This window comes from Paenibacillus sp. N3.4 (assembly GCF_008017805.1).
In the GTDB taxonomy this organism is placed as follows: domain Bacteria; phylum Bacillota; class Bacilli; order Paenibacillales; family NBRC-103111; genus Paenibacillus_E.
Map to the genome: position 1 here is coordinate 70450 of NZ_VRTT01000023.1, position 23640 is coordinate 94089.

Annotated in this window: 28 protein-coding genes and 1 pseudogene; 27 read left to right on the forward strand and 2 right to left on the reverse strand. The window is 43.8% G+C overall.

Going from position 1 to position 23640, the window contains the following annotated elements:
- The first annotated feature begins 118 nt into the window (after nucleotides 1-118).
- Entirely contained in the window at nucleotides 119-1228 is a 1110-nt protein-coding gene (locus FU659_RS13980; RefSeq protein ID WP_147948141.1) for a DUF3866 family protein, read from the forward strand.
- On the opposite strand, the gene mciZ is transcribed toward FU659_RS13980, so the two are convergent.
- Complete coding sequence (gene mciZ / locus FU659_RS38815) at nucleotides 1128-1430, reverse strand: Z-ring formation inhibitor MciZ (RefSeq protein ID WP_147948142.1); 303 nt, start codon at nucleotides 1428-1430, stop codon at nucleotides 1128-1130. The two genes, FU659_RS13980 and mciZ, sit on opposite strands and share 101 nt — an antisense overlap.
- On the opposite strand from mciZ, the gene FU659_RS13990 reads away from it, so the two are divergent.
- The 21 genes from FU659_RS13990 to FU659_RS14085 all read left to right on the forward strand — a co-directional run bounded on the left by FU659_RS13990 (nucleotide 1424) and on the right by FU659_RS14085 (nucleotide 17669).
- Nucleotides 1424-1978, forward strand: a complete 555-nt coding sequence (locus FU659_RS13990) for an NUDIX hydrolase (protein ID WP_147948143.1) — start codon at nucleotides 1424-1426, stop codon at nucleotides 1976-1978. The two genes, mciZ and FU659_RS13990, sit on opposite strands and share 7 nt — an antisense overlap.
- A gap of 2 nt (nucleotides 1979-1980) precedes the next feature.
- Complete coding sequence (locus tag FU659_RS13995) at nucleotides 1981-3159, forward strand: endonuclease Q family protein (protein ID WP_147948144.1); 1179 nt, start codon at nucleotides 1981-1983, stop codon at nucleotides 3157-3159.
- Between the two features lie 60 nt (nucleotides 3160-3219).
- The gene (spoIIM, locus tag FU659_RS14000; RefSeq protein WP_315971315.1) at nucleotides 3220-3816 is read left to right on the forward strand and encodes a stage II sporulation protein M; all 597 of its coding nucleotides are present in this window, start codon (nucleotides 3220-3222) and stop codon (nucleotides 3814-3816) included.
- A gap of 146 nt (nucleotides 3817-3962) precedes the next feature.
- Nucleotides 3963-4448 (forward strand): ferric iron uptake transcriptional regulator, encoded by a 486-nt coding sequence (gene fur / locus FU659_RS14005; protein WP_147948145.1) that lies wholly within the window; start codon nucleotides 3963-3965, stop codon nucleotides 4446-4448.
- A 155-nt stretch (nucleotides 4449-4603) separates the two neighbouring features.
- Complete coding sequence (gene ald, locus FU659_RS14010) at nucleotides 4604-5743, forward strand: alanine dehydrogenase (RefSeq protein WP_261807816.1); 1140 nt, start codon at nucleotides 4604-4606, stop codon at nucleotides 5741-5743.
- 55 nt (nucleotides 5744-5798) lie between these two features.
- Complete coding sequence (locus FU659_RS14015; protein WP_147948147.1) at nucleotides 5799-6035, forward strand: DUF4227 family protein; 237 nt, start codon at nucleotides 5799-5801, stop codon at nucleotides 6033-6035.
- Nucleotides 6036-6121: 86 nt separating this feature from the next.
- A complete protein-coding gene (gene xerD / locus FU659_RS14020) occupies nucleotides 6122-7018 on the forward strand; it encodes a site-specific tyrosine recombinase XerD (protein ID WP_147948170.1) in 897 nt (298 codons plus the stop codon).
- A gap of 106 nt (nucleotides 7019-7124) precedes the next feature.
- Complete coding sequence (gene deoB / locus FU659_RS14025; RefSeq protein ID WP_147948148.1) at nucleotides 7125-8300, forward strand: phosphopentomutase; 1176 nt, start codon at nucleotides 7125-7127, stop codon at nucleotides 8298-8300.
- A gap of 44 nt (nucleotides 8301-8344) precedes the next feature.
- Entirely contained in the window at nucleotides 8345-9172 is an 828-nt protein-coding gene (locus FU659_RS14030) for a purine-nucleoside phosphorylase (RefSeq protein ID WP_147948149.1), read from the forward strand.
- Between the two features lie 191 nt (nucleotides 9173-9363).
- Nucleotides 9364-9708 (forward strand): hypothetical protein, encoded by a 345-nt coding sequence (locus tag FU659_RS14035; RefSeq protein ID WP_147948150.1) that lies wholly within the window; start codon nucleotides 9364-9366, stop codon nucleotides 9706-9708.
- A gap of 232 nt (nucleotides 9709-9940) precedes the next feature.
- Entirely contained in the window at nucleotides 9941-10342 is a 402-nt protein-coding gene (locus FU659_RS14040) for a hypothetical protein (RefSeq protein ID WP_222708548.1), read from the forward strand.
- A gap of 189 nt (nucleotides 10343-10531) precedes the next feature.
- Nucleotides 10532-11152 carry a class I SAM-dependent methyltransferase gene (locus FU659_RS14045; RefSeq protein ID WP_147948152.1) on the forward strand — a complete coding sequence of 207 codons (621 nt, stop codon included), beginning with the start codon at nucleotides 10532-10534 and terminating at the stop codon, nucleotides 11150-11152.
- Between the two features lie 266 nt (nucleotides 11153-11418).
- A complete protein-coding gene (locus FU659_RS36365) occupies nucleotides 11419-11793 on the forward strand; it encodes a hypothetical protein (RefSeq protein ID WP_222708549.1) in 375 nt (124 codons plus the stop codon).
- Nucleotides 11794-11972: 179 nt separating this feature from the next.
- Complete coding sequence (locus tag FU659_RS14050; RefSeq protein WP_147948153.1) at nucleotides 11973-12356, forward strand: cupredoxin domain-containing protein; 384 nt, start codon at nucleotides 11973-11975, stop codon at nucleotides 12354-12356.
- 71 nt (nucleotides 12357-12427) lie between these two features.
- Entirely contained in the window at nucleotides 12428-13729 is a 1302-nt protein-coding gene (locus tag FU659_RS14055) for a pyrimidine-nucleoside phosphorylase (protein WP_147948154.1), read from the forward strand.
- A 213-nt stretch (nucleotides 13730-13942) separates the two neighbouring features.
- Nucleotides 13943-15124: a D-alanyl-D-alanine carboxypeptidase family protein gene (locus FU659_RS14060; protein WP_147948155.1), complete on the forward strand. Its 1182-nt coding sequence runs from the start codon at nucleotides 13943-13945 to the stop codon at nucleotides 15122-15124.
- A gap of 124 nt (nucleotides 15125-15248) precedes the next feature.
- Nucleotides 15249-15602 carry an anti-sigma F factor antagonist gene (gene spoIIAA, locus FU659_RS14065; RefSeq protein WP_147948171.1) on the forward strand — a complete coding sequence of 118 codons (354 nt, stop codon included), beginning with the start codon at nucleotides 15249-15251 and terminating at the stop codon, nucleotides 15600-15602.
- Nucleotides 15599-16045, forward strand: a complete 447-nt coding sequence (gene spoIIAB, locus FU659_RS14070; RefSeq protein WP_147948156.1) for an anti-sigma F factor — start codon at nucleotides 15599-15601, stop codon at nucleotides 16043-16045. Before spoIIAA ends, spoIIAB begins: the two co-directional genes overlap by 4 nt.
- Before the next feature lie 11 nt (nucleotides 16046-16056).
- A complete protein-coding gene (gene sigF / locus FU659_RS14075; RefSeq protein WP_147948157.1) occupies nucleotides 16057-16812 on the forward strand; it encodes an RNA polymerase sporulation sigma factor SigF in 756 nt (251 codons plus the stop codon).
- Nucleotides 16813-17010: 198 nt separating this feature from the next.
- Nucleotides 17011-17244 carry a hypothetical protein gene (locus FU659_RS14080; RefSeq protein ID WP_147948158.1) on the forward strand — a complete coding sequence of 78 codons (234 nt, stop codon included), beginning with the start codon at nucleotides 17011-17013 and terminating at the stop codon, nucleotides 17242-17244.
- Between the two features lie 41 nt (nucleotides 17245-17285).
- On the forward strand, nucleotides 17286-17669 hold the full coding sequence (locus FU659_RS14085; RefSeq protein WP_147948159.1) for a spore coat protein: 384 nt from the start codon (nucleotides 17286-17288) through the stop codon (nucleotides 17667-17669).
- Nucleotides 17670-17832: 163 nt separating this feature from the next.
- Here the strand turns inward: FU659_RS14085 and FU659_RS14090 are convergent, their stop codons facing one another.
- The gene (locus tag FU659_RS14090; protein WP_147948160.1) at nucleotides 17833-18042 is read right to left on the reverse strand and encodes a DUF378 domain-containing protein; all 210 of its coding nucleotides are present in this window, start codon (nucleotides 18040-18042) and stop codon (nucleotides 17833-17835) included.
- A 217-nt stretch (nucleotides 18043-18259) separates the two neighbouring features.
- Here FU659_RS14090 and FU659_RS14095 point away from each other — a divergent pair, with 217 nt between their 5' ends.
- The 5 genes and pseudogenes from FU659_RS14095 to FU659_RS14115 all read left to right on the forward strand — a co-directional run bounded on the left by FU659_RS14095 (nucleotide 18260) and on the right by FU659_RS14115 (nucleotide 22960).
- Nucleotides 18260-18892, forward strand: coding sequence for a stage V sporulation protein AA (locus FU659_RS14095; RefSeq protein WP_147948161.1), 633 nt, complete (start codon nucleotides 18260-18262; stop codon nucleotides 18890-18892).
- Nucleotides 18892-19311, forward strand: a complete 420-nt coding sequence (locus FU659_RS14100) for a stage V sporulation protein AB (RefSeq protein WP_397355714.1) — start codon at nucleotides 18892-18894, stop codon at nucleotides 19309-19311. The genes FU659_RS14095 and FU659_RS14100 overlap by 1 nt, the downstream gene beginning before the upstream one ends.
- A gap of 24 nt (nucleotides 19312-19335) precedes the next feature.
- Nucleotides 19336-20948, forward strand: a pseudogene (locus FU659_RS14105) (spore germination protein).
- A 163-nt stretch (nucleotides 20949-21111) separates the two neighbouring features.
- The gene (gene lysA, locus FU659_RS14110; RefSeq protein ID WP_147948163.1) at nucleotides 21112-22443 is read left to right on the forward strand and encodes a diaminopimelate decarboxylase; all 1332 of its coding nucleotides are present in this window, start codon (nucleotides 21112-21114) and stop codon (nucleotides 22441-22443) included.
- An 85-nt stretch (nucleotides 22444-22528) separates the two neighbouring features.
- Nucleotides 22529-22960, forward strand: a complete 432-nt coding sequence (locus tag FU659_RS14115; protein WP_147948164.1) for a peptidylprolyl isomerase — start codon at nucleotides 22529-22531, stop codon at nucleotides 22958-22960.
- Nucleotides 22961-23640 lie beyond the last annotated feature (680 nt).

Genomic DNA, 23640 nt, shown 5'->3' on the forward strand with positions numbered 1-23640 from the left:
GTATGCCTACAAGGCGGCTAGTCGGTTTTTTCGTCAAAGTATGCCTTCTCTGACACATGAACATGCTCGAATGATCATAGGATTCCAAGAGTAGGTTCATGAAGGAGGCGATCATGCCATGTGGGGGCAAGGAACAGTAATGGAGAGCTTGTCCATTAGAGAGGGTCTGCAAATTGTAGAGGTGCTAATGAAAAATGGGGAATATGCAAAAGCTGTGCATTACACGGATGAATGGCGGCTTTTGGAAAAAGGAGATGAGGTTCAGCTAAATGTTGCGGCGGAGGAACTTCATCTTGGGTCGGGTGGTTTCCATCTCGTTGCAGCAATCTTAAACAGCTCAATTTCAGATGTTCGATCATCTCCGAATACGTCCACAAAGGGACACATCATGAAGCTCAAATACACCCCTCTACAGCGGCGTGTGTTGAGCGTTGAAGAAGAGGACAGTCCTTATCATTTGCATTTTAATAGCCATAGCACCTTAGAAGGGATGCCCGTTCTATTAGGAGAGCTTCATAGTATGCTGCCCGTGGCGATGAGTTGGATCAAATATCAAAATTTAATTTCAGGGATAGAGCAGAAGATTGCCTATGTGATGACAGATGGCGGAGCGCTCCCTCTAGTTTGGAGTCAGCATGTGGCCTTGTTGGAGCAGCTAGGCTGGCTCGCAGCAACGATTACGTATGGGCAAGCCTACGGCGGTAAAATGGAGGCGGTAAATAAATTCAGCGCTTTACTTGCAGCGAAGCATGCTGCTGGGGCACATTTGTGTATCGTAACGATGGGTCCTGGTATAGTGGGTACGGATACACGTTACGGTTATTCCGGTATCGAGGTCGGAGAATTGGTAAATGCTGTCCGCGCGCTTGGCGGAATCCCAATCGTTATTCCGCGTATTTCCTTCCGTGATCAGCGTAAACGCCATATTGGTCTTAGTCATCATACACAAACTGCGCTGCAAGTAGCGGCGAAGTGCCCCGCTGTAGTCCCTTTGCCTATGCTGGAAGACGACGAAAATGCAATCCTAAACGTGCAAGTGGAAAGTCTGCGCCAGCATCAGATCATAACGATGCCGCCGATATCCATTGATGAAATAGCTGCTGCTTTTTCCTTTTATCCGAACGCCATTACCTCAATGGGAAGGGGATTATTTGCGGACCCCGCTTTTTTTCAAGCGATCTGTTCTGCTGCGGATTGGGCGAGGCAAGTACATAATCCGCCAACGTAATATTGTTCCCTCCCTGCTGCAGCATGAGCTGTAAATGACGCTTAATTTCCCAAGCCTTTCCTACAAGACGAATTTGCCGATCCGTTACATAGCTCTTCATATCCAATTCCCTCATTCCAGGTAAAGTTTTGATATAATGAACGATATGCAGGAGTAGGACAAGATATGCCAATTTGATCCCAATGAGGTGTTCGTATGACATTAAACAAAAAATTCGAAGAAGTAACAGTTAAAACAGAAGCTATTTTCAAAGGGAGAATCATTTCGCTGCAGGTGGATCATGTCTTACTGCCTAATGGTGAAACGGCAACAAGAGAAATCGTCAAACACCCCGGAGCTGTAGCCGTCATTCCTTTACTTGGAGATAAAATGATTGTTGTCGAACAGTATAGGAAGCCGTTGGAGAGAAGCCAAGTAGAAATTCCCGCGGGTAAGCTGGATGCAGGGGAAGAGCCGCTTCATGCTGCCTTACGGGAGTTGGAGGAAGAGACGGGCTACCGGACGGATAACGTAAAGCTAGTCAGTTCTTTCTATACGTCCCCAGGGTTCGCAGACGAGATTGTCCATCTCTTTATTGCGGAAGATTTAGTAAAAGGTGAGGCAAATCCGGACGAGGATGAGTTTTTGACATGCGAAGCAATCACGCTTGAGCAAGCTCAGCAGTACATTCGAGAACAAAGAATCAGCGATGCAAAAACAATAATGGCTGTATATGCCTGGCAGTTGTATCGCTTAACAGGCCAAATTTAGATATGAAATCTTTATATGCGGATCTCCATATTCACATCGGCCGATCAGAGAATGGACAAGCGGTGAAAATTAGCGCTTCGAATGATCTGACTTTTTTCAATATTGCCCATGAAGCCTCAGCTCGAAAGGGAATGGAAATGATCGGCATCATCGATTGTCAGTCGCCTTCCGTGCAGGATGATATTGAGCGGTATTTAGATCAGGGAGAGATGCAGGAACAAGCAGGGGGTGGTATCCGTTATCGGGATACTACCATCATGCTAGGCAGTGAAATCGAGGTGCGCGATCCCGGTATGGGCCCTGCACATCTTCTTGCTTACATGCCGGACCTATCGACTATGCAAGGCTTTACGCAGTGGATGAAGAGTCACATGAAAAATGTGGAGCTTAGTTCACAACGGATTTACGTGCCTGCCCGTGTGCTGCAGGAGGAGGTGCTGGGCAGAGGAGGTATTCTCATTCCTGCTCATATCTTCACTCCCCACAAAAGTGTGTACGGAAGCTCTTCCACAAGAATGGAGCATCTACTTGATTTAGATGGGATTGCCGCTGTTGAACTTGGTCTTAGCGCGGACTCAGAAATGGCTGGACTGATTTCAGAGTTGGACCCTTTCACCTTTATAACCAATTCGGATGCGCATTCGCTTGGGAAAATCGGCAGAGAATACAATCAGATTCAATTGGCTGCTCCTACGTATACAGAGCTTGTTAAAGCTTTGCGTCGAGAAGATGGACGTGGCATTATAGCGAACTATGGGCTTAATCCACGATTGGGTAAATACCACAGGACCTATTGTGCGAAATGCGAATCTATTCAAGACGAGACGATTACAGCGGTTGAACGTTGTTACGAGTGCGGCAGCACCAAGATCGTGCGTGGAGTTATGGATCGCATCCTATCACTGGCAGATCGAGATTTCCCAAATATGCCGTCATATCGGCCTCCCTACCAGTATCAAGTTCCGCTTGAATTTATCCCTGGCTTGGGACGCAAAAAGCTTGATCAGCTATTAGAACGTTTCGGAACTGAAATGAACGTTCTGCATCGCACCTCAGAGGAAGAACTCGCTGGTGTAACAGGTGAGCTTATCGCTTCTTTCATCGTACAAGCGCGAGAAGGCAGTTTGCAGCTTGAGGTTGGTGGGGGAGGGAAATACGGAAAAGTTAAAAATCGTTCATAGATTTCAATGCTGCTTCATAAGCTTGTCTTTGTAGAGGTTGTACAAGGAAGGGGCAGCGAGATGAATAGGAACCTATCGATGAAACAGTATATCAAAGAGAATTTGCCGCTCTTTATATTCATCTCTGTGCTTTTCGTTATTGGGGTCGTTTTTGGTGCCGTGATGGTCAATGCGCTGTCCATGGAACAAAAGCAGGAAATGACACGCCATCTGGGCAGCTTTTTTCAAGAAGTGAACGATGGTGCGGAATTTGATAGCCAGCAATCTTTTGTCCAAGCTTTTGGCATGCATATGAAGTGGCTCTTGTTGATCTGGCTGTTTGGTTTGTCCATTGTCGGACTGCCGTTAATCTTGGTTCTTGATTTTCTCAAAGGTGTGTTGATTGGCTTTACAGTTGGTTATCTAGTCGGACAGATGTCGTGGAAGGGAATGCTGTTCGCTTTAGTTTCGGTGGCTCCGCAAAATTTGATTGTCATTCCGGCTATTCTTTTTGCTAGTGTAGCTGCGATGTCGTTCTCGATATATATGATCAAGAATCGTTTTATGTCTCGAAATGGCACGATGTATCAACCTTTCATGCGGTATACATCGATTACGCTCCTCATGGGTGTGTTCCTTCTGGGAGTTCCCTATGGGAAGGATACTTCTCACAGATGATGATGAAATGGGTTACGCCGATGCTTATAGGCTTGTATGGCTAACATTGTGCGATGTTCTGTTTGACTTTCCAAGACTAAACCCCCTATAATAAAAAGAGTGGCTAAAAATGGGCTTGGATGCCCACCTTTCTGAGGGGGAGGCATATGGAAGCAAGAATCGAGAAGATCAAGCAACAACTGCAATCCCGAGGGTACAAGCTTACCCCTCAACGGGAAGCGACGGTACGCGTACTGCTTGAGAATGAACAAGATCATCTAAGCGCTGAAGATGTGTTTATGCTGGTGAAGGATAAAGCTCCTGAAATCGGTCTGGCTACGGTATACCGGACTTTGGAGCTTCTGAGTGAGCTGCATGTCTTGGAAAAGATGAATTTTGGCGATGGTGTAGCCCGTTACGACCTACGTGACGACAGTACACGTCATCATCATCATCATTTAATCTGCGTTCAATGCGGAAGCGTGGATGAAATTATGGAAGATTGGCTCGGACCTTTAGAGGAACGCCTGGAAAAAGACTTCCATTTTCAAGTGCTGGATCATCGACTTGATTTTCAAGGGATATGTTATCGCTGTAATGACCGCGGGAAACCGGACTCATTGGACAAATCCAAAACAACAGCTTCGGAATAGAAACTGTTCATACAAGGAAAATGCCCGTAAGCATCTGATGCCTACGGGCATTTTTGTGCGGTTTTTATGCATGGACTACATGGATACATCAATCAGACTCACATAAATGGATGGGAGGCTTGGGTACATTATGACTAAGGAAAATGAGGAAGAAGGTGGATTCCATTACACAACAACCTTTTAAAATCGGTGTACCCAAGGAAGTTAAAGACAATGAAAATCGGGTTGCATTAACGCCCAGTGGGGCAGGGATGCTCGTGCATGCAGGCCACATGGTTTGGGTGGAGTCGGGTGCCGGTGTTGGCAGTGGCTTTGAGGATGAAGAATACGTGCAAGAAGGCGCTATTATGATATCGGATACAGCTGAAGTATGGGCACAGTGCGATATGATTATGAAAGTTAAAGAGCCTCTTCCAGAAGAATATCCTTATTTCCGGGATGGTTTGATCTTGTTCACTTATTTGCATTTGGCTGCTGCCGGAGAATTGACTGACCAATTGATCCATAATGGCGTAACGGGTATTGCCTATGAAACGATTCAATTAGCGAATGGCTCACTGCCTTTGTTAACGCCAATGAGCGAAGTCGCAGGTAGAATGTCTGTCCAAATAGGTGCTCATTACTTGGAAAAGTTTTATGGAGGTCGTGGTATTTTATTAGGAGGGGTTCCAGGTGTGCCGCCAGCGGATGTGATCATTCTGGGTGGGGGCATTGTTGGCACGAATGCGGCCAAAATGGCATTGGGACTTGGCGCAAATGTCGTTATTATCGAGAGAAGTGCTGAGCGGATGAGAACATTAGACGACATATTCGGAGGTCGTTTGCGAACCTTAATGTCCAATCCTTCACATATTGCGAGTGCTGTGCAAAAAGCTGATCTCTTGATTGGCGCCGTTCTCGTTCCGGGAGCGAGAGCTCCTAGACTTGTGACAGAAACAATGGTGCAAGGCATGAAGGCTGGAGCCGTCATCGTGGATGTGGCCGTTGATCAGGGAGGATCCATAGCAACGATTGATCGAGTTACGACCCATAGTCATCCGACTTATGTCAAGCATGGGGTGCTTCATTATGCAGTTGCTAATATGCCTGGAGCTGTACCTAGGACATCGACGCTTGCTCTCACGAATGTAACCCTCCCTTATGCACTAGAAATAGCTAGTAAAGGATTGAACCAGGCGCTTAATGGCAACTACCCGCTTCAGCTTGGCGTAAATACGCATAAAGGCTGCGTCACCCATGCAGCTGTTGCCGATGCTTTAGGGAAGTCCTATGTGAAGTTATCCGATCTGTCATAAATAGATGGCTTTCATCATATCTTGTCCTAAAGAATGCTAAGAAAAGAGGATGGGTATGATTTTTTCCTATCGAAAATTGGTCGTTCGTTTGCGGTTTATTTTATTATTCATGGTGCTGACGGTTGTCATATATCAAGGCATGATGGTTTTAACGAGCTGGATTGAACCTCTGCATAAATACAAAACACCCTCAGGCAAGGCTGTCAAAGTGTTTGGACAACATCCGCACACGACTACGAATTCAGGATCCATGGGTGATCGGCTGCGTTTATTTTATTGGTATGGTGAATGAATCGAAAAAAAGAGGAGATTCCGGAGCCATTGTTGAATGCTAAAAGAACAAGACATGGCATGATAACAAAGGAGTATGACGGCATGATGACGAATGACTTGCAGTCTTTCATCCGAGTACTATCCATTGAACGGGGTTTATCTCGAAATACATTGGAGTCCTATGAAAGAGATCTGCAGCAATATGCTGCTTATTTAGAGCAGCAAGGCATAACGACGTGGGTAGAATCAAGTAAAACCCACATTACAGGTTACCTGGCACAGCTAAGATTGCTTGGACGAGCCTCGGCGACCCAATCTCGCAATCTGGTTTCTATACGCGCACTGTATCAATATCTACTCAGGGAGCGTATTATTCAAGCGGATCCTACGCTTTATGTTGAGTCTCCTAAGCTGGAAAAAAAGCTTCCAAAGGTATTGACAGTTCAAGATGTAGAAAAGCTGTTGGAGGCGCCGCAAACGGAACTCGTAAGTGGTGGACGTGATAAAGCGATGCTGGAGCTGCTATATGCAACAGGGATTCGAGTCTCTGAACTCATTTCCTTGAATGTATCGGATGTCAATTTACAGATGGGTTTCATACGCTGTATCGGAAAAGCGGATAAAGAACGCAATATTCCGATCAGTTCAATTGCTACCCGTTGTTTAACGACTTATATACAGACTTATCGATTCAAGCTTTTGAAGAAAACGGCCGATGAAGAAGCTTTATTCATTGGGCATTTGGGCACCAGAATGACGCGGCAAGGTTTTTGGAAAATTCTTAAGCGATATGCCCAGGTGATTAATATTCAAAGCGATATTACACCTCATGCTTTGCGGCACTCTTTTGCGGCGCATCTCATAGAGAATGGAGCGGATCTGCGTTCTGTTCAAGAAATGCTCGGCCATTCGGATATTTCGACAACGCAGATGTATGTGCAGGTAACCAAGCATAAAATGAAAGAAGTCTACAATCGCGCGCATCCCAGAGCAAATTTGTAAAAGAGCAGCGGCATTTCCAAAAAGGAGATGTGGCTGTTTTGCATTTATGTATTAGAAATGGGATAATAAAAGGTGGTAAAATTTTTTTCGACTTGGAGGGACTGGCATGCGGTTTGAACGGATTAGTTTAATCGTACTGGATAGTGTTGGCATCGGCGAATTACCGGATGCAGAGAAGTTTGGGGACCTTGGGGCACATACACTTGGTCACATTGCAGAGAAAGTAAGCAACTTCTCTTTACCCCACTTGCAGCGCTTAGGACTGGGCAATATTGCCGACATTCAAGGTGTCCCGGCAGCAGACTCGCCGGAAGGGTATTATGGGAAGATGGCGGAAGTTTCCGTTGGCAAAGACACGATGACAGGACACTGGGAGCTTATGGGGCTTCACATGTCAACTCCCTTTCACGTGTATCCGGAAGGTTTTCCGGAGAAGCTGATTGCGCAATTTGAGCAGGAGACAGGACGTAAGGTGATTGGCAATAAGCCGGCCTCCGGGACTGAGATATTAGATGAGCTTGGCGAAGAACAGATGAAGACAGGAGCATGGATCGTCTATACATCTGCGGACAGTGTGTTCCAATTAGCGGCCCATGAAGATATTATTCCTCTGGAGGAGCTGTACAGGGCCTGTGAAATTGCCAGGAAGATGACCTTGGAAGGTGAATTTACGGTAGGCCGAGTTATTGCCAGACCGTACTTAGGGGAGCCTGGAGCTTTCAAGCGTACTCCGAACCGTCATGATTATGCGGTGAAGCCACCTGCGCCTACCGTGATGAATCATTTGAAGGATGCAGGTCTAGATGTGATTGCCATCGGTAAAATCAACGATATTTTTGATGGTGAAGGCGTTACGCAAGCCACATCAACCAAGAGTAATCTGGATGGTATTCACAAAACGATCGAGGTGCTTGGCTCTTCATTTAAAGGGCTGGCTTTTACGAATTTAGTAGATTTTGATTCATTGTTTGGTCATCGTCGTGATCCAGAAGGATACGGCCGATCTTTGGAAGAATTCGATGCTTGGGTTCCGCAGCTGAAAGCAGGTCTTGGACCTAATGATTTGTTGATTCTTACCGCGGACCATGGCAATGATCCTGTACATGCGGGAACGGATCATACACGGGAATATGTACCTATTTTGTTGTATAGTCCAAGCCTGCAATCCCCTGCCTCTCTTGGAATTCGTGCTACGTTCGCTGATTTGGGCGCTACGATTGCTGACAATTTCAATGTCACGGCTCCAGAGCAAGGGAAAAGCTTCTTGGATCAACTTAAATAAAACGTTACATGCTTCAGTGGAAAACAATTAGGGGGAATTGAGAAATGTCCGATACGTCCATGATTCAACAAATTCAAGAGGCCGCGGCTTTTATTCGTAAAGAAACGGGTATAAAACCTCATATTGGTCTTATTCTTGGTTCAGGTCTTGGGGTTCTTGCAGATTTAATTGAGCAGCCAATCGTTGTTGACTACTCACAAATTCCACATTTTCCTGTATCCACGGTGGAAGGACACGCAGGGGAATTAGTTGTAGGTACGATTAAAGGTAAAAATGTGCTTGTGATGAAGGGCAGATTCCATGCCTATGAAGGTTATGGTGCCGAAACGGTATCTTTTCCTGTCAGAGTGATGAAAGAACTCGGCGTAGAAACGTTAATTGTGACAAATGCAGCCGGAGGAATTAACGAATCTTATCAAGTTGGCGACCTTATGGTGATCAGCGATCATCTCAACCTGACTTTCCGCAATCCGCTCATTGGACCCAATGATAACGCGCTTGGTGTCCGGTTTCCCGATATGTCGGAAGCTTACAGCAAACGTCTTCGCAAGCTAGCTCATGATGTTGCTGCTTCTCAGGACTTTCATCTGCAAGAAGGGGTTTATGTAGGTCTTCTTGGCCCTAACTATGAAACTCCAGCAGAAATTCGTATGTTCCGTACGTTAGGCGGAGATTCCGTAGGGATGTCAACGGTTCCTGAAGTCATTGTCGCTAGGCATGCTGGCATAGAAGTATTAGGCTTCTCTTGTATCTCGAATATGGCTTCCGGTATTTTGGATCAGCCGCTTTCGCATGCGGAAGTTATGGAAACGACAGAGAAGGTAAAACCGAAGTTTCTGAAATTAGTTTTAGGTATAATAGAAGCACTTTAAATTGCTCGACATTTCGTGTAGGACAGACATTTCTTGAATGATGACTACTTTCCATCGGATTTTACAATTCGAAGGGAGAGTAGTCTTTTTGTTTTTTAATTTCCTTTAATAAATTCCTGATAAACCTAATTATGGGTTATTGCGTCTATTCCTATGTTACACTATTAGAAATGAAGAGGATGAATGTCTGGATGACAAAAAAGAGCTCATTTGTAATCATTGTTATATTGGTTATGGTTATTAGTGGTTATAGCTTCGTTTTTAATAAATCGGGCTATTCAACAGCGGAAGAAGCGGTTAAAGCGTACCTTCACCAGAAAACGTCCCAATATATCATACTAAGTATTAGTGAACCCCGATATGGTTATCAAGATGGTCATGGAAATGGAAATTATGCAATGTCCGTAATTTGTGATTGTAAATACCATTTTTGGAATGAAGGACAAGGTAGATTAAGTGGAAATAATGTTTACTTTTTTTATTTGGATAAGAAGTCATCGGGATGGAAAGTAGTCAGTGCAGGCAGCGGCCCATAAAAAATTCCCATATATGTAGTTAAAAACCTGGAGGTATTCACATGTTGTGGCTGCTTTTGTCAATGATCGTTTTATTCCTTTTTTTTGTTATTCGTTCCCGCCCTTATTGTAGGAATTATTTGTGTAATCCTATCTTTTATCTTATGGCAAAAAGGTAAGAAAGGAAAATAGAAATGAGGTCTATCAGACGATGAGCACATGTGTTAGAGTAAAGAATCCTTCTGCAATAAAAATGATGGGATTTATGTCGATACTGATCATGCTAATAAGTCCAAATCTCAACATTCATAAAGTAGATACGTTATTTTTTATGAACATTGTTTTGATTTCATTTTACGTAATGATATTCATTATCTCTTTGATAAGAACAATGCAAAAACCTGTTACATTGTGCTTGAATGACAGGGGGCTTGTAATCGACAAGACAGAAACCTGTACACAAAGTATTAAAGCGATTTTGATCTCTGGGAAAATAATAGGCGTAAAACCGGTTGGTAAAAAAATAGTTCCATTAAGATATTGTTTTGAATTTGCAGATGAGGATAACCAAGTCGATGCTCTTGAAGCGATGATGGATTGGGCGAATCAACATCACATACCTGTAAGAAAAACAGCCTTCGTAAGATGGATTTAGTATAATTGGTGTATGCCAACTTTATTCTTTCTGAAATTTGTATATCAAAAACTGGCTCAACATGGAAATCGGTACTTGACGAAAGGATCGAAACTCGGAGTGATTGACGGGCCGATCCGAATCCACAGGGTGCCATTCTAACAATGAGCCATATAACTAACAATTTACTTAAGCATAGGAGAAGATATCATGGATATTCCAAATAAAAATGCATTGGACATGTGGAATGAACAGTATAATCAAGTTAATGAAAAAGGTCTTCAATACAATGAACAGGAATCATGGTTGAATAGCTATCTTCCCATTTTGCAGCAGAGAGGTTTCAAAAATATTCTTGAAATTGGTTGTGGTAGTGGAAATGATACAAAATTGTTGGCAAGCAAAGGCTTTAGTGTGACTGCCACCGACTTTTCAGAAGTTGCTTTGTCCATTGTCCAAACGAACATGCCTAACGTTCAAGTCTTGCATCATGATACGAAGAATAAGTTTCCTTATGAGAACAGTCGATTTGAGGTTATTATAGCTGGGTTGTCATTGCACTATTTTGATGAGAATACTTTAAGCGGTATATTGAATGAAATTAGAAGAATGTTAACGGATCATTGCCTATTTCTGTTAAGATTAAATTCGCTCAATGATGAAGACGCAAAAAAAGAGCATCCTATTGAAAGATATTTTTACAGTGTTGATTCGTGTAGATCGCTATTAAAGGGATGGAAAGAGATTGCATTAGGCGAACATGCCATTACCTACTATGAAAAGAAAAAGATCATTATTGAAGGGTGCTTTGAAAAGGTTGGGCTAAACTAAAACAACTTAAAACGATCCGCGGTCGCCTACTGTTCTTTTCAGCAACTAAACATAAGAATGTGAATGAAATAGGTCTATTCATTGGGGTTTATGTAAATTAAGATTCCAGAGAACTATGAAAATGGGCGAAACCATGCTAATATATAGTTAATTTGAACTATATCGTGTCCTTGCAAGGATACGAACAAGGGATGTGATAGAGCATGTCGGTTCCCCAATTAATGGTAGCTAACTGTCCTAGATGTGGAAAAGTGTTCCAGAAAAATATGCGAAACCAATGCTCCGATTGCAGTCGCAGCCTAGATGGTTTGCTAACAAACTGCCATGAATTTTTACGCAAGAATCATCGATCTACCAGCGAGCAATTAAGCTCGGTTACCGGCGTCCCATTGGAGCAATTATATGGATGGATGAGGGAGGGCAAGCTGCTGATGACGGATTATCCGAACTTGAGCTATCCCTGTGCTGCATGTTCCAGATCCATTCGAAAACAAAAGTTTTGCACAGATTGCCTTTTTCGGATTAATAAAGAGATTAATGAACTAAAAGATAAAGATTCGTCGTTTCTTCGACTTCAAAAAGAAAAAACGATGTCAACCATCAACGCTTTCCAAATACGAGATCGGTCCCGCGGTGTGTAATATGTAACGGAATGGGTCATGATAATAAGGATATCCTCCACAATGGAGGATGTTTTTATGAGTGTCTCATTCACAAATTCGTCACAAAATATTCAATATTTTGCCACTAACTATGTATGGGATTGTCTCAACTTGTTAGGTAGAATAGATGAAGTGAACACATTATGAGGGGGATAAGCATGCAAAAGTGGATTTTCTTTGTGTTATTTTTACTTGCAGGCGCACTGGGGCTGGGAGTCCTTTTTCAAGATATTTCCAATCGTCAAGAAGCTAAACAAGCAGATGCTGCCTCAAGCAAGATGCAACAACTTAAAATTGTAGCTTCAAATTGGCAATTTGATTCGGCAGATTACACGGTCAAGAGCGGTGAACCAACGAAAGTATCTTTATCTTTAAAAGAGGGCGTTCACGCTGTTGAAATTACAGGGTTGAATATCAAGTTGGACAAAGAAAACCCATCGAAAGAAATTACGTTCGATAAGCCAGGGACGTACGAAATTGAGTGTGTGCTTCCTTGCGGTGAAGGCCACGCCAAGATGAAATCCAAAATTGTTGTTCAATAAACCAGTACTGTACTTTCAAAGGGGGCTCTTGCAGCTCCCTTTTTTCAATTTGAATATGGAGGAATAATACGATGAGAATGGTTGATTTAATCCATAAAAAAAGATCAGGCGAGATGCTGAGTGAGCAAGAAATTCAATTTATTGTTGGCGGATATACGCAAGGGGACATCCCTGATTATCAAATGTCCGCTTTGTTGATGGCTATATTTTTTAAGGGAATGACAAGCGAGGAGATTTCTGCACTCACGCTGGCTATGGCAGGATCAGGAGAGATGGTTGATTTATCCGAGATCGCGGGAATCAAAGTGGATAAGCACTCAACAGGAGGCGTCGGTGATAAAATCAGCTTGATTGTCGGCCCCATTGTAGCTTCCTTAGGCATCCCAGTAGCCAAGATGTCCGGTAGAGGGTTAGGTCATACAGGCGGTACGGTGGATAAATTAGAGGCTATTCCGGGCTTTCAAATCGAGCTGACCAATGAAGCCTTTATTCAAGCCGTAAATACGAACAAAATTGCAATCGTGGGTCAAAGCGGTAATTTAGCTCCAGCGGATAAGAAAATGTATGCGCTCCGCGATGTTACGGCAACCGTAGATTCGATTCCCTTAATTGCCAGCTCCATTATGAGCAAGAAGATTGCTTCCGGAGCTGACGCTATCGTGCTGGATGTGAAGATTGGTTCAGGCGCTTTCATGAAAACAGTGGAGGATGCTAGGATTCTGGCGCGTACCATGGTAGACATTGGGAAGAAACTGAATCGCAACACCATCGCGATCATTACGGACATGGAACAGCCGCTAGGACGTGAAATTGGCAACGCTAATGAAATACGCGAGTCCATTGACGTGCTGCGAGGAACAGGGGACAAGGAGTTGACAGAGGTAGCTATTTCCGTTGCTGCCTACATGTCTCTCCTAGGAAAGGTATATGATACCTTCGAAAAAGCCCAAGAAGGCGTCCGTGATATTATTGTGAACGGTAGAGCTTTGGAAACCTTCCGTCGCTTCATAGCCAGTCAGGGAGGCGATCCGAACGTTGTTGATCATCCGGAGCTGTTGCCGACAGCTTTATACCAATTTGAGGTTCTAGCGATTAAAGACGGCTTTATCAATCAAATTGACGCCGAGCAAATCGGCGTTGCCGCGATGCTGCTAGGCGCAGGTCGGGCGAAGAAAGAGGACAAGATTGACTACGCTGTCGGTCTTACCCTAAATAAGAAAATCGGCGATGCTGTTCAGATCGGCGAATCCATCTGCACGATTCATGCGAATCGTCAGCAGATTAGCGAAGTTGAGACGATGATTCAAGCTGCATATGTGATCAAGAACACGGAGCCAGCGCCGGTTCAATTAATCTATGATGTGATCGTGTAACTAATCCACCATGTAATAGCAATTTCCCGCACTTTCCAATACGGAAAGTGCTTTTTTCGTTACACAGACAGGAACCCGTTTGTCGATCATGGAAAGGGTATTTTGCCTTTGTTGGAATATTTTGCAGGGATTCCGTCAACACTGATTAGCAGTAATTCATGCTGTAAGTGTCAGACTTTCACTTCATATATTTACAGGAGGGGTACAGTTGCTATGTCAAAAAAAGGTTTGATCAGTTTACTCTGTTTACAGCTATGTATGATGCTTTTATTACCAGTCGCTTATGCCGAAGAGAAGAAAGCACCGACGGTTGATTTAACGCCGAATGCTCAGTCTGCCATACTTATGGATGCGGATACGGGGAGCGTCATTATTGACAAGAATAAAGATGTCAAGCTTCCGCCGGCGAGTATAACCAAAATTATGACGATGCTGCTCATTATGGAAGCAATCGATCAGGGGAAAATCAAGATGGACGAGAAAGTGAGCGTTAGCGAATACGCGGCTTCTATGGGCGGTTCGCAAATATTTTTGGAACCAGGCGAAGAAATGACGGTTCAAGATATGCTAAAGGGCATTGCCATGGCATCAGGAAATGATGCATCCGTGGCAATGGCTGAGAAAATAGCCGGATCCGAAGAAAACTTTGTGCAAATGATGAATGAACGCGCACAGCAGTTAGGAATGAAGAATACTCACTTCTCCAACTGTAATGGTTTGCCTGTTGCTAATCATTACACATCGGCTAACGATATTGCGATTATGTCAAGAGAACTCCTTAAGCATGAAGGGATTACGAAATTTACAGGGGCTTATCAGGACTATTTAAGAAAAGATACAGAAAAACCTTTCTGGCTGGTAAATACGAATAAATTGGTGCGCTTCTACAGTGGTGCTGATGGTTTGAAAACAGGATATACAAGCGAGGCCAAATTTTGTTTGTCAGCTACAGCCAAGAGAGATAATTTACGGGTAATTGCCGTGGTGTTGGGTGAGCCGAACACAAAGACACGAAACGCCGAAGTAACTAAATTGTTCGATTATGCCTTTGCCCAGTTCACGAACTACCCACTATTTAAATCCGGAGATCATTTGGGGAATTTCAGTATTAATAAAGGCGAGGTTTCGACAGTTCCTCTTGTAGCGAAGCAGAATTATAGCATTTTAATGAAAAAAGGCGATGCCACGCAAAATATTCGACACGAGCTGCAGCTTACTCCAAACTTAAAAGCGCCGATTACATTGGGGCAGCCAATCGGAAAAATTATCGTTTACAATGGCGACAATGTGCTGGCCGAATACCCTTTGGAGTCTCCGATTGCTGTGAAAAAAGCGACCTGGTGGAAGCTGTTTAAGCGAACTACCTCCAATCTATTCCATACAGACCAATCGTGAGAAAAGGCGAATAATCGCAGTTTTCTTCTACTTTTAGCGGTTTTCTTCTAGTTTTGTCGGGTGGCAGGAAATTCCAACTCGGTTGTAGAAACTTATGTTTCATGACTGGGAAGGAGTGAACATGTTGAGTTTGCAAATTGAATTCGAGCAAGGCCGAAGAGCGCTGATTGTTAGATTGAAAGGCGAGCTGGATCATCATACCGCTGACATTGTGAAGGCGAGGATGGAGGATGCGATTGCCAAAGGACATACGAACCATTTGATTCTTAGCTTAAAGGATCTTTCCTTCATGGACAGCTCAGGTCTGGGCGTAATTCTCGGCCGATATAAGCAAATTACAAGCAAGGGCGGCAAAATGGTTGTTTGCGACGTTACCCCTGCTGTATACCGCTTGTTCGAACTGTCCGGTATGTTCAAGATCGTATCCATTCAGGATAATGAACGAAATGCAGTCTCCAGTTTGGAGGTTGCCCTATGAGTGATCGTAACTTTATGTCGCTGCAGTTCGCCAGCCGCTCCGAGAATGAGGCTTTCGCCCGTGTTGCTGTAGCCGCCTTCGTATCACAGTTGGATCCGACACTGAATGAATTGACGGATATCAAAACAGTTGTATCCGAAGCGGTGACGAATTCGATCATACATGGCTATAACAACAAAACGGATGGAGTTATTACCATATCTACTCAAATTGAAGATGACGTGGTTCACATTACGATCGAAGATAACGGTTTGGGTATCGAAGATTTGGAACAAGCAAAGCAGCCTCTCTATACCTCTAAACCTGAGTTGGAACGTTCGGGAATGGGATTCACGATTATGGAAAATTTCATGGATGAAGTGGAAGTTGTGACGGCCGTTGGAATCGGAACCAAAATAAAAATGTTGAAGCGAATTGAATCTAAAAAAGCTTTATACAATTAGGGGTTTGATCTATGGATGTCGATCTGAAACATGCTTCTCATAGTTATTTAGACGATACTGAAGTCAAACGGTTAATCGCCCTCAGTCAATCCGGAGATCAACTTGCTAGAGAAACACTTGTCAGCTGCAACATTCGTCTGGTTTGGTCTGTGGTTCAGCGTTTCTTGAACCGAGGATACGAAGCCGAAGATTTGTTCCAGATCGGTTGTATCGGACTACTGAAGTCCGTCGACAAATTCGATCTATCTTATGATGTTAAATTTTCTACGTATGCGGTGCCTATGATCATTGGCGAAATTCAACGCTTTCTGCGTGATGACGGCACCCTTAAAGTAAGCCGTTCTCTCAAGGAGCTAGCCAATAAAATTCGCAAGACGAAGGATGAGCTATCGAAACGGCTCGGCAGACTTCCGACGATCAAAGAGGTTGCCGAGGAACTTATGATAACAGCGGAGGAAGTTGTCTTTGCGCAAGAGGCAAACAAGCCTCTGTCATCCATTCACGAGACTGTCTTCGAGAACGATGGGGACCCCATTACGCTGATGGACCAAATATCCGACGAGTCGGGGGAGAAGTGGTTCGAGAAGCTCGCCCTGAACGAAGCTATCGGTACCCTCTCCGAGCGCGAGCGGTTGATTGTTTACTTGCGCTACTTCCGAGATCAGACGCAGTCCGAAGTCGCCAACAGGCTAGGTATATCCCAAGTGCAGGTATCGCGATTGGAAAAGAAAATTTTGCAATCGATCAAAGATCAGATTGCGTTATAAATTTTTAGACAATAACCGTCCTCCATGTGGAGGACGGTTATTTGTTTTGCAAGCTAACCTTTGGAATGTAAGAAGGGCGTTGTTAAGCTTTTTTCTTTAGTTTGCTCATAATTTGCCCATATTGTGGAAATAGTAACAAATGGTCATAACGACCCGATAGCAATCAGGACTAGTTACGAAGAGAAGGAGGAGGTTCATATGCAATATCAACTTCAAGGCTTAACGGCAAAAGAGCTGGCGTATATCACGGATTCCATGACCAATGAAGACTTATTAATGAAACAAAACGCCACCGCGGCAAGTACATCTCAACACCCGGTGTTCCAACAGCTTTGTTTGGATCACATCAATTTGCATCATCAGCACTATCACGCCCTTAAAAGTGCCTTACAGCAGCATGTGCAGTTAGCGCCAACGCAACCGCAGCAATAGGCTTTAATCACACTTACATAGAAAGCTAAGGAGGAATATGTATGAATCAATGGTCGTCCATGCAGCAACAAGGCCAGACTCAATTGCCTGAGAAGGATTTACTTCATACCCTATTGAATGATTCGAAGCGTACCGCAAGGGAATACACGACAGCTGCAACGGAAGCGAATTGTCAGCATGTTCGTCAACTGTTTACGAACCTGCTCCAGAGTACACTAAACGCACAGGCGAACCTGTATCATCACATGCAGCAGCATAATCTATACACACCATCCTCACCGGTGCTGCGGCAAGAAATTGAGAAACAAATCCAACAGTATAGTCAAAGTGAGCAGGATACGCATCAATTTCTACAACAGCAGCCGACCCCTGCACATTTGAACCAACAACCTTATTATCAATCACAGCCTTCGTCCTATATGTAAAGTGAGTAAAAGCCGCCACTAAGCCTCGCATAGAGGAGTATGGCGGCTTTTTTAAGCAGATAAGAATGTATATGTCTATACATTTGCTTCGCATCTACCTTGTCAAACTCGCTCGTCCATGAAGGACGACGAAGTCGTTTATCCTTGCAGGCATCCACCGTGTTTATCGGACGGAAGATCTTTCGTCGAAATAAAATCTTATGCAGTACAAACCGCATAGTCCTACAATCGCATATACAATCCGACTTAGACCCGAGGATGCCCGATGAGAATCTCCCCCCAATAAAGCAGAAACTAAATCCCACTCGAAAAGCCCAACCAAGAGCCAATTCAGCGCGCCAATAATGACAAGTGTTAACGCTAATTTCGCCATGTTATCACCTTCTTTATATGGAATAAGTTATTGTTATTCAATCTTACTATGCCAAGTCGGAGACACCTTTATTCCTGGAGAATTTACCAAAGAAGAAGGTGTTTATCGAGCTGAAAGATTTTGCATACTACCCCTATAAAAGGGGATAAGCATTTAACTTTCCAAACGATCGTAGAAAATAGTGCTTGCACCGAGATTGCCAAAAAGGAGTGAGACGATGGTCAATCCAGAAACTCCCTGTTTGTATATTCGACTGCGCCGCAGAGCCCGCATCCGTAAAGGAAGTGTTGTGCATTTATGCCATATCGCGCAAATTATCGTGGAGCCGGAATATGAGGAATCGTTAAAAAAGCTTATCATTCATCAGCCTAGGCAGGAGGATGGCAATCGTGTTCTGATTGATATGATGCTTATTGTCCGTAAAGTGAAACAGGCGTACCCGGAGCTGCAAATCGAACATTTTGGGGAGCCTCATGTGTTGATAGAAATTTTTACGAATAATAAAAAAGCAAGCCCCATCCTGATTGGTTTGGTTTGGCTGCTTTTGTTTATTGGATCTGGACTGGCGATTATGAATTTTCATGCGGATGTTTCCATGCTGCAAGTCCACCAACGGATATATGAACTCATGACAGGGAAAAAAGTGGAGCGTCCACTTTTTTTGCAAATTCCATACTCGCTGGGCATTGGTGTCGGTATGGTCATATTTTTCAATCATTTATTTAAGAAAAAATTCAACGAGGAACCAAGTCCATTGGAAGTTGAAATGTTCATGTATCAGGAAAATCTTAACCATTATGTAATTACGGAAGAGTATACCAAAATTCATGAGGGAAGAGATGAGAAATGATGGCTTTTCTTGGGGGAAACCTACTGGCAGCATTTGTTGGACTTGCAGGTGGAATTGCTGTAGGCAGTGGGATGGTTGCTTTTCTTGTCGTACTGGATATAATCCCAAGACTGGCACAAATCACGCGCTCCTTCTCTCATATCCACTCGTATGAAGCCGCTGTCGTTGCGGGCTCTCTTATTTTTACTTGGGTTGATTTCGGTGAGGGCAAGCTGCATCTCAATCCGATGGGAACAGCCTTGGTTGGGGTATTCGCGGGTTGCTTCGTCGGTATGCTGGCAGCCGCGTTAACAGAGATCATTAACGTGCTGCCGATCCTTGCCAAACGGGTAGGGATGGGTTCCTATATGATTTTGCTGCTAATGGCCATGATATTCGGCAAAGTGTTTGGTTCCCTTTTTGAATGGCTATTTTATTAATTTCGTGGTTGGAGGCATCAGAAAATGAAGATCATTGTGAGGAAAGTCAAAACAAATGATAAGAATGAACCCAAAAAACCGGGTGATCAAACGGACAAGCTAGCTATCGATGAGAAAGGAAATCTATCCCCATACAACCCGGAAAGGGACATGACCGAAGAAGAAAAGGCGCTTAAGATCCAGGAAAACATTCCCAAAACAATTAAAGAAGTTCAACGGGTGTTGGAAGAACGTGTTGGACTGAATCGCAGCTTTGATCTTATTCTCAGACAGATGGTCTATGGTTCTAAGCGAGTAGGTATTTTCTACTGCAATGGATTTGCGAAGGATACGGTTCTTACCGATATTATTACTAGACTTACCTATGCAGACAAAGAAGATGTTGATTACCACACGTTAGAAACGTTCATGGAGAAATTGATTCCGCATATTCAAGTCAAATCCTATAAGAAAATGTCCGAAGTTGTGGGTCAAGTCTTGATGGGTGGAACAGCTTTCTTCATCGAAGGCGAAACAGCAGCGATTACGATTGACGTTAAAAGCTATCCTGTTCGTTCCATTGCCGAACCAGATTTGGAGCGGGTCGTACGCGGATCTAGAGATGGATTTGTTGAAACCTTATTAACGAATATTACCTTAGTTAGAAGACGAATACGTGATGAACGTTTCAAGCTTGAGATTACCCAGATCGGAAAAAGGACCAAAACGGATGTATGCATCGGTTACATCAATGACATTGCGGACGCAGATCTTGTGGAAGCGGTGAAAGAAAAAATCAAAAAGGTTCAGATGGATGGGCTGCCGCTTGCTGAAAAACAGTTGGAGGAAGCGATTATCAATAAAGGTTGGAATCCATATCCGATGGTTCGATATTCGGAGAGGCCCGATGTTGTTTCTTCACATTTGTTGGAGGGACATGTCTGTATTTTTGTGGATACTTCACCAAGTGTCATGATCTTACCAACGACTTTTTTTCATCATGTGCAGCACGCAGAGGAATATAGGCAAACCCCATTTATTGGCACCTATTTGCGATGGGTACGTTTTGCAGGCATCATGGCATCGCTGTTTCTGCTTCCGTTGTGGTTTCTCATGGTCATGCAGCCTGATTTGAAGCCTGCTGGGTTAGAGTTTCTGGGTCCGCAGAAAGAGGGTACGTTACCCTTGCTCGTACAATTTCTGCTAGCCGATATTGGCATCGATCTGATGCGGATGGCAGCTGTTCATACGCCTACTCCTCTAGCAACGGCAATGGGGCTGGTTGCAGCTATATTAATTGGGGATATCGCGGTCAAAACTGGGTTGTTCATTAACGAGGTGATTTTGTATTTGGCGCTAGCCTCAATAGGCATGTTTGCTACACCGAGTTACGAATTGGGATTGGCTAATCGGATAACAAGATTGATTCTGCTAATCGCGGTGGCTATCTTTCATGTACCTGGTTTAATCATCGGGACAACAGCATGGATCATCATTTGGCGACACGCAGTTCTTTCAATGCCCCTTACATGTGGCCGTTTATTCCGTTTAATGCCAAAGGGTTTTTCGCCATTCTGGTTCGGCGCCCCGTACTTGCTGGGAAAACGCGTCTCAGCATCACGAAACCCATTGACGGCACACGCCAGCCTAAGTCCTAAATACCCAAAAAAGGGCAAGAGAATTTCTTGTCCTTTTTTGTTTTTCTGTCGAAGCGTGTATTGTCAAAAGCGCTTTCTATATGGTACTTTAAGTAGTAATGCGCATAGCCCGCTTAAGCGGAAAATGACAAGATAATGGTTCAGGGAGAGGGGAAACCAAGCTATGTATTTACATGGTACCAGTAAAATAAATGATCAAGGCCACCTCGAAATCGGTGGTGTCGACGCAACGCAGTTGGTTGCTGAATATGGCACCCCTTTATATGTATTTGATGAAGCGCTGGTTCGTCAGCGCTGCAGTGAATTCGTTCAGGCGTTCAAGGCTTCCGAATTGAAATTCCAAGTCGCTTATGCGAGCAAAGCATTTTGTGTAATGGCTATGTGCCGTATCGTCGATGAAGAGGGGATGTCCCTCGATGTCGTTTCCGATGGGGAGTTGTATACAGCGCTGCAAGCAGGCTTCCCTGCTGAGCGTATTCATTTCCATGGCAACAACAAAACAATCGATGAAATCGAAATGGCGATTGATGCTAAAATCGGCTGTTTCGTTGTAGATAACTTTATTGAGCTTCAAATGTTGAATGCCATCGCTGCTGAAAAAAACCAAAAAGTGAAAATCTTACTGCGTATTACGCCGGGTGTTGAGGCGCATACACATGAATATATTTCCACAGGGCAAACCGATTCCAAATTTGGTTTCGACTTGGGTAATGGTTCGGCGCTCCGCGCGATTCAAGAAGCTTCCCAGTTGGCGAACCTGGAAATCTTGGGCGTTCACTCCCACATTGGTTCACAAATTTTTGAAGTTGAAGGTTTCCGTATGGCTGCTGAGAAAGTAGCTGGATTTGCTGTGCAAGTTCGTAAAGAAACGAATGTTACATTCCAAGTCATTAACCTTGGCGGTGGTTTCGGTATCCGTTACGCGGAAGGCGATACACCGCTTCCGGTATCCGTTTATGTAAAAGCGATCACGGACGCGATCAAAGACAATTTCGGCAGCAATGATTACCCATTGCCGGAAATTTGGGTTGAGCCAGGCCGCAGTATCGTGGGCGACGCAGGAACGACTCTTTACAGCGTAGGAACGACCAAAGACATCCCGGGTGTTCGTAAATATGTAGCGGTTGATGGCGGGATGACAGATAACCCACGCCCAGCCTTATATGATTCCAAATATGAAGCTTTGCTTGCTAACCGAGCAACTGAGCAAGCGGAAGAGATCGTCTCCATCGCGGGCAAATGCTGCGAAAGCGGCGATATGCTGATCTGGGATCTAAACTTGCCGAAAGTAAATGCCGGCGATGTCCTGGCTGTATCTTGCACAGGCGCATATAACTACGCAATGGCTAGCAATTACAATCGTATTCGACGTCCAGGTGTTGTATTCGTAAAAGATGGGCAAAGTGATCTCGTCGTGAAACGCGAATCTTTTGATAACATCGTAGGGAATGACTTGATCCCGGCTAGAATGCAACAAGTGGCTCAAAAGGTTTAATATAAAGCAATGTTTCGACGCAATTTGTGAAATAGTTTTATTCATAGTAGAATAAGTGCATATTGTCTAAAGGAGTGGACCAAACATGGCCAAACAAGCACACATTAAACTCGCAGGTGGCGGAGAAGTTGTTATCGATCTATTCGAGAACGATGCTCCTAATACCGTTGCCAACTTTGAAAAATTAGCTAACTCTGGTTTTTATAACGGTCTTGTTTTTCACCGCGTAATTCCAGGTTTCGTTGCTCAAGGCGGTTGCCCATCAGGTTCAGGAACAGGTGGCCCAGGCTACCAAATCAACTGTGAAATCAACCCAAACAAACATGAGCGCGGCTCACTGGCTATGGCTCATGCAGGTAGAAACACAGGCGGAAGCCAATTCTATATTGCCTATCAACCACAACCGCATTTGGATGGACAACATACCGTTTTCGGAAAAGTATCCAAAGGCATGGAGTTTGTTGATGGTTTTAAAGGTAAAGATTTGATGGAAAAAGTGGAAGTTGTAGAAGTTTAATTTTGAGATGAAGGAAAGAGCCTATTGACGATTTTCGTCAACAGGTTCTTTTTTTTCAAAATTATAGAAAGTATAAGTTTTCAGGAGAGGACTGAAGGGTTACACTTTTCTAACTAATTTACATGTAGTATACGGGCTAAGCGGATGCTTAACCCGATTTTTTGTTGAAAATGAGGAGTTAAACTACTCTAGCAGATTTTTGCGATGAGCGTAATCATGGCTAGCTACTCTAATTATGAAGAATCACTGGGTATCGAAAGTCTCGGCTGCCTGTGATTATTCTGCTTATGATGCAGGGAGATGGTTAGCTAGCTTCTAAGCGTTTTATTCAACTCCGAAAGTGCTTAAGGCGTCGGGTTCAGCTTTCAACATTTTGAGAGCCTCTGATTTTTGATGGGGACACCTAAGGAACTCAGTAAGCCTTATTTGATCAAAATACAAAGAGTTATCGTTTTAACGAACTCCAGACGCATTATTTTAAGTAAAAGTTTTTCAATTCACTACTTATTGACTCCATAACGTCGCTTCAGTTCGTTAGATGAATGGATAGGTTCATTTCTCATCAATAAGAACTCTAGGGTGGCTGTCGATTCATTGTAGATATCTCAGTCCCCAAAACTACTGTTGCGAATAGATCAAATACTACGAAAAATTCAATACTTTAACTGGTTTTCTCCCAA